A 5,842-nucleotide genomic window follows, 5' to 3' on the forward strand; every position below is an offset into this window, starting at 1 on the left:
GCACCGACGCGGCGCTGGCCGCCGACGCGCCCGCGCGCGCCCGGCCGCAGGAAGCCGGCAAGCCGAAAGTCCTGCTGATCGAAGACAACGACGACGGCCGCGAGATGATGGCGACGATGCTCGCGTCGTTCGGCTACCCGGTGTTGCAGGCAGGCGACGGCCTCGAAGGCGTGCGGGTGGCGTGCTCGGAAACGCCGGACGTGGCCCTCGTCGATATCGGCCTGCCCGGCATCGATGGCTACGAAGTGGCGCGTCGCTTGCGCCAGGACCCGGCGGCGCGTGCAATCCGGCTGATCGCGGTGACGGGTTACGGTCTCGAAGAAGACCAGCGCCGCGTCATGGAGGCGGGTTTCGACCTGCACCTCGTGAAGCCCGTCGATCGAGATTGCGCCCTGCACGAACACGTCGAACACGTGCGGCAGCAGGTCCGGCGCGATGCCGACGCCGGAATCGCTCACGCGTAGCACGACGTCTTCGCCGATCGGCACCACCGTGATCTCGATGCGGCCGCCGGCCGGCGTGTATTTCAGCGCGTTGTCGATGAGGTTCGTCGCGATTTGTTCCAGCCGCGTCGCGTCGCCGTCGACCCAGGCCGGCGCCAGTTGCGCGTCGATGTCGTAGCCGGTCGTGCGGCCCGTCGCGCGGAACGTGTCGAGGCAGCTGGAGACGAGCGTGGCCATGTCCAGGCGCTTGCGCGACAGCAGGATCTTGCCCGACATGGCGCGCGACAAATCCAATAAATCGTCGACGATGCGCGACAAATGCTGGCTTTGGCGCTGGATGATCAGGCGCGCCCGCGCGATCGAATCGCCGCTGACGCCCGGCATGCCGAGCAGCGAGCCGGCGCTGCTGATGGCGGACAGCGGATTGCGCAGCTCATGGCCCAGCATCGCGAGGAATTCGTCCTTGGCGCTGCTCTTGCGTTCGGCCGCGCGCCGCTCTTCCATCTCGCGCACGAGACGTTTATTGGTCGCGGTCAGCTCGGTCGTGCGCTGGGACAGTTTTTCGGCCTGGCGCTTCAGCTGCTCGTTCTTCGTCGCGAGCGCCACGAACACCTGCACCTTGGCGCGCAGGACCTGCGGGATCACGGGGGTGAACAGGAAATCGGCGGCGCCGCGCTGATAGGCCTTCAGGCGGTCGATCTCGTCGGCGAGGAAGGCCGTGACGAAGATGATCGGGATGTCGGCGGAGCGGGGACGCAGGTGGATCGCCTCGGCCGTTTCGAATCCGTCCATGCCGGGCATGTTCACGTCGAGCAGGATCACCGCGAAATCGTGACGGAGTACCTGGCGCAGCGCATCCTGGCCGGAGCGCGCGGACAGGACCTCGTAATTGCTTTCGTCGGCCCATTGCTCCAGCAGGCTCGTCAGTGCAAGCAGGCTGGCAGCGTCGTCGTTGACGACGAGAATCTTCGGTTTTTCGGTGTGGGACACGGCGTTTGAACAGGCTCGGAAACTGTATTCACAAGCTCGGCAGGATAGCAGAGCATGCCGTTTTGCAAAATATATTGATAAAAACTGTTGCAATTCGTCATGGTAGCACGGGCGCGTCCTTACCCGAAAATCAATCGTGCGCGGCCATCGTTCGGTGCCGCACATACCGTGTCAAGGCCGTATGCGATAGTGCGAACGTGTCAGGGGCCCACTTGAAAGGACAGACATGAATATTCAAATCATCGTAAACGACACCCATCACGACAAATGTTTCCGCGAACTGGTGAACCAGCCCGTGACGGCGCTGCGCGACGTCACCCAGCAGCAGGCGGATGCGTTGCGTGATGCGTTCGGTATCAATACCATCGCCGACCTGGCAGACCTGAAGGTCGTGAAATGGGCGCGCGCGATCCGCACGATGGCCAGCGCCGAAGCCGAGCCGCGCGAAGCCATGGCCAAGGAAACGCTGCTCGACGACGCCGTGGAAATGACGTTCCCGGCCAGCGACCCGGTCTCGGTGGCATCCAGCATCACCCGTATCGAGGTGGCGCCGGAAAAGGTGGATGCGAGCTCGGACCACCAGAACGCGGCCGCCATCGAGGCGCATAACGAGCAGGCGGTCGGTTGCCGGGCGCTGGGCCCGGGCGGGGAAAAGACGGCCGGCGCGGCCTAACTCGTTGCGGGTGTGCGCCCGGCCGGCGCACACCCGTGCGATCAGAAGTTCACGCGGAACTGCGCGCCGTAGTTGCGCGGTTCGTTGACGATACCCGTGAGGTTGTCGAAGTCGATCGCCGCCACGACCTGGATGCGGTTGGTGATGTTGCGGGCGAATGCGGCAAGCTCGTATTTGCCGTTGTCCCACTTGTAGCCGACCCGCAGGCCGCCTTCCAGCAGGGCCTTCGCCTTGTACTCCTTCGCTTCGTACAGGAACATGTTGTACTCGGTGCGGTACGACCAGTCCGTCAGCGCATAGAGTTCACCGTCGGCCAGCGGATGCGAATAACGCAACGTGAAGTTCGTCTGCCATTTCGGCGAACGGGGCAGCGGCAGCCCGTTCAGCTTCTGCGTGTACGGGAACGGGCCGGGGGCGCCGGTCGGGGTGCAGCCGTTCACGCCGCCCGTATTGGGCTGGTTGCCGCAGGTCTGCACGAACAGGTTCGGATCCTTGATCTCGGTGTCGTTGTAGCTCGCGCCGATGCTCGCGCGCCAGTCGTCCGCCAGGATCGCCTGGAAGTCCAGTTCCACACCCTGGCCCGTGACCTTCTCGGCGTTGATCAGCTGGTTCATGTTGATCGTGCCGCTGCCGGCCGTCAGCTGCTTGTCCTTCACGCGGTACTGGAACGCCGTTGCGGACAGGCGCGCACGGCGGTCGAGCAGGTCGGCCTTGATGCCCGCTTCATACGACAACGCCTTTTCCGCACCCGCGATCGACGGCTTGTCGCCGAGGCCGTTCAGGCGGCCCTGCATCGACGGTGCGCGGTAGCCGGTCGCCACGCGCGCGAACAGGTTCGTGTCCGCATCCAGCGCATAGGTCGCCGACGCATCCCAGCTCACGTTGTGCGAATCGCGGTGCAGCGGCAGCGGGCCGCTCGTCTGCGGCGGTTCGAAGCGCTGCGCGACGAAATCCTTGTTGTCGCTCGTGTAGCGCAGGCCGCCGCGCAGTTTCAGCTGCTCCGAGACCTTGTAGTTCAGCGTGCCGAACACGGCCCACGAACGGGCGTCCTGCGTCTGCGTCGCGTAGGCGTCGTTCTGCGGATTCCCCGGCGCCAGCGTGTTGAAGCTGATGGAATCGATGCGGATGTGTTCGTTGAAATAGAACACGCCGGCCATCCACTGCAGCGGATCCTTCGTGTTCGATTCGAGGCGGATTTCCTGCGTCGTCTGGTCGTGTTCCGGCAGCAGGTCGGCCGTCTCGACGGTGAACGGGATGAAGGCGTTCTGGCCACGATAGTTCGGTCCCATCGGCGGGGCGTACACCGCGCCAAACCCGCCGTCCACGTCGCCGCGGCTGTAGAAGTCCGCGTGCTCGTAACCCGTGATCGAGTGCAGGGTCATGCCGTCCAGGTCCCAGCGCAGGCGCAGGTTGGCGCCGCTGGTGCGCAAGGTCTGGCTGTTGCCGCCGTCGGTGGGGTAGCGGTCGTAGTCGAACCCGTCGACGAGGTCGTTCGTGCCCTTCTTGATGATGTTCGCGCGGAACAGGGTCGCATTGCCCTTCATGGCGCGGCCGTGGGCATTGAACAGCGCGGAGAAGTCGCGCGTTGGCTTGAACAGCAGCTGGATGCGCGCGGCGTTGTCGTCGTAGCCTTCGAAATCGCGGGTGTAGGCGTTGGGCCGCGGGTTGTGCACGCGGTCGTTGCGGTGCTGCGACTGCAGCGAGACGCGCAGCGCCAGCATGTCCGACAGCGGCACGTTGTACGCGCCTTCCGCATTGATCGTGCCGTAATTGCCGGCGCCGAGCACGGCATAGCCTTCCGTCTTGAACACCGGTTTCGCGGAATCGAACTTGATCACGCCGGCGGGCGAGTTGCGGCCGAACAGCGTCCCCTGCGGGCCGCGCAGCACTTCGACCTGGTCCACGTCGAACACGGGGAAGCCCTTCAGCATGGGGCTTTCCTGCACGATGTCGTCGACGACGAGGCCGACCGGCTGCGACGCGTTCAGGTCGAAGTCGGTATTGCCCTGGCCGCGGATGTAAAAGCGCGGGAACGAGCGGCCGTAGTCCGATTCGACGTTCAGCGAGGGCGAGCGGCCGGCCAGGAAGCGGATGTCGGCGCCGCCGGACGTCAGCACGTCCAGCTTCTCGCCCTTGATGGCGGTGACCGACATCGGGACTTCCTTGAGGTTCTCGGCGCGCCGCTGGGCGGTCACGATCACGGTTTCCAGGCGCTGGCCGGCGGGTTTGGCGGCGGTGGAGGTGCCTTGCGCGGCCACGGCCTGGTCCGGCTCGTCGGCCTGGGCAATCATGGGAAAGGCGCTCGTCACGGCGGCGGCGAGCAGCGTGCGGGCGAACAGTCGGGTGGGGCGTACGCTCATGGATATCTCTTCCTTGTCTTGATGCTTGTTTTTATTCTCTTTGTCATTTGGCAAAGATTGCTCATCCTAGCAGTAAAGACATTTGGAAAAGATGTCGATGTATATATTTTGAAAACGTATAAATTACTTAACTAAACGGTATTTGCCTGTGCCGACCCACTGTTGCATAGTGACGGGTTGGGGTTCACGATCGTATTTGCGGATTCCAGGGAGAGGGCGGCGCTGAAGGTCGGCGCCGGGCATCCTGTGGCGTGCCCGGCGTATGATTTAAGCAACGTTTCCCTTGTTGTTAATGGCCAACACCGCTAGTTCTGGAGGTCCGGCGGGATGTCGTAGCTGAACGTCCTGGTGTCGAACATCAGCTTCCAGGTTTGTGCTTCCACCGGCTGGTCGTCCAGCGTGCCGCCCGCCGTCACCGTGATCGGCACGGGGATATTGCCGTTGACGGTGGCCGTGCGATAGGTCCAGCGGCGCTTGTCGCAGCGGGCCGGCGGTATGCCCCCGTCGTCGCCATGCTCCGTGTTCGCGACCTGTGCCAGCCAGGCGTCGTACGCGGCCTTCGCGTCCTCGCAGGACCCCTCCGGTTTCGCATCGCGTGCGGCGAGGAATTCTCCCAGCACGGCGATCTGGCCGTCGTGCGGTGCCAGCACCGTATTCATGGTCGTGACGGCCTCGCTGTCCGGCTCGGCGTCCCAGCGCGTCTTGACGACCCAGCCCCACAGGTTTTCGCTGAGGGCTTCGAAGCGGACCTGTTCGGGCTTGACCGGGGCGTTGGACAGGAAGCGGATCTGCGTATTTTCCTGGGCCAGGCCGCCGTCCTTGCCGTCCGGGTGCACGTAGAACACGCCATACACCGCCTGGCCGTCGCCGTTCACGGCGGCCCCGCTGGCGACGAAGTACAGCTCGTCGCCGGCCGCCCCGTCGGGGATCTTCGCCTGCTGCACGACGCGCATCAGATACGTCACGTTGTCTTCGCCCACGAACAGCCACCCCTTTTTCGCGGCCGAGTATTTGCCGTAGGTCTGGCCCATCACGTCGTCGATGACGGCGGCTTCGTCGATCGTGACGCGTTTCTGCGCGTCCTTCGCATGCAGCCAGTAAGCCAGCGCGATCAGGGCCAGGGCGAGCGCGCCGACCGTGGCCAGCACATACAGTACGAGGCGGCCCCAGCGGCGGGGCGGCCGGGCAGGGTGGACGGGCGTGGCGGTGGCCGGTTCCTTCAGGTCTTCCATGAGATCCTCAAAAGTGAAAAATCGAAAATGCTAAATTGCAATTGTCAAATTTTACATTAGAGGTGGGCAATGTTGTAAAGAGAAAAACAAAACGCCCGCGCAAGGCGGGCGTCGAGATGGAGACGGCGACGGTCAGCGGTGTTG

4 protein-coding genes and 1 pseudogene are annotated in these 5,842 nt (G+C 64.2%); 2 read left to right on the forward strand and 3 right to left on the reverse strand.

Features of this window, described 5'->3' with window-relative positions; all coding sequences use genetic code 11:
• The first annotated feature begins 116 nt into the window (after positions 1-116).
• Positions 117-464 carry a response regulator gene (locus ACEN88_RS22950; protein WP_413343351.1) on the forward strand — a complete coding sequence of 116 codons (348 nt, stop codon included), beginning with the start codon at positions 117-119 and terminating at the stop codon, positions 462-464.
• On the opposite strand, the pseudogene ACEN88_RS22955 reads toward ACEN88_RS22950, so the two are convergent.
• Positions 450-1,598, reverse strand: a pseudogene (locus ACEN88_RS22955) (response regulator); the annotation flags it as partial. The gene ACEN88_RS22950 and the pseudogene ACEN88_RS22955 sit on opposite strands and share 15 nt — an antisense overlap.
• A gap of 61 nt (positions 1,599-1,659) precedes the next feature.
• Between ACEN88_RS22955 and ACEN88_RS22960 the strand changes: the two are divergent.
• On the forward strand, positions 1,660-2,106 hold the full coding sequence (locus ACEN88_RS22960; protein WP_413343345.1) for a hypothetical protein: 447 nt from the start codon (positions 1,660-1,662) through the stop codon (positions 2,104-2,106).
• A gap of 41 nt (positions 2,107-2,147) precedes the next feature.
• Here ACEN88_RS22960 and ACEN88_RS22965 read toward each other — a convergent pair whose 3' ends face one another.
• Both ACEN88_RS22965 and ACEN88_RS22970 read right to left on the reverse strand, forming a co-directional pair.
• Positions 2,148-4,466 carry a TonB-dependent receptor gene (locus ACEN88_RS22965; protein ID WP_413343347.1) on the reverse strand — a complete coding sequence of 773 codons (2,319 nt, stop codon included), beginning with the start codon at positions 4,464-4,466 and terminating at the stop codon, positions 2,148-2,150.
• A gap of 305 nt (positions 4,467-4,771) precedes the next feature.
• On the reverse strand, positions 4,772-5,698 hold the full coding sequence (locus ACEN88_RS22970; RefSeq protein ID WP_413343349.1) for a hypothetical protein: 927 nt from the start codon (positions 5,696-5,698) through the stop codon (positions 4,772-4,774).
• Positions 5,699-5,842: the final 144 nt, after the last annotated feature.

Source organism: Massilia sp. CT11-108 (assembly GCF_047302915.1).
Taxonomy (GTDB): domain Bacteria; phylum Pseudomonadota; class Gammaproteobacteria; order Burkholderiales; family Burkholderiaceae_D; genus Telluria; species Telluria orientalis.

Bases quoted from the DNA above. Each gene is read 5' to 3' on its own strand.
- ACEN88_RS22960 (WP_413343345.1), top strand. From the start codon at position 1,660: ATGAATATTCAAATCATCGTAAACGACACCCATCACGACAAATGTTTC.
- ACEN88_RS22950 (WP_413343351.1), top strand. From the start codon at position 117: ATGCTCGCGTCGTTCGGCTACCCGGTGTTGCAGGCAGGCGACGGCCTC.
- ACEN88_RS22965 (WP_413343347.1), bottom strand. From the start codon at position 4,466: ATGAGCGTACGCCCCACCCGACTGTTCGCCCGCACGCTGCTCGCCGCC.
- ACEN88_RS22970 (WP_413343349.1), bottom strand. From the start codon at position 5,698: ATGGAAGACCTGAAGGAACCGGCCACCGCCACGCCCGTCCACCCTGCC.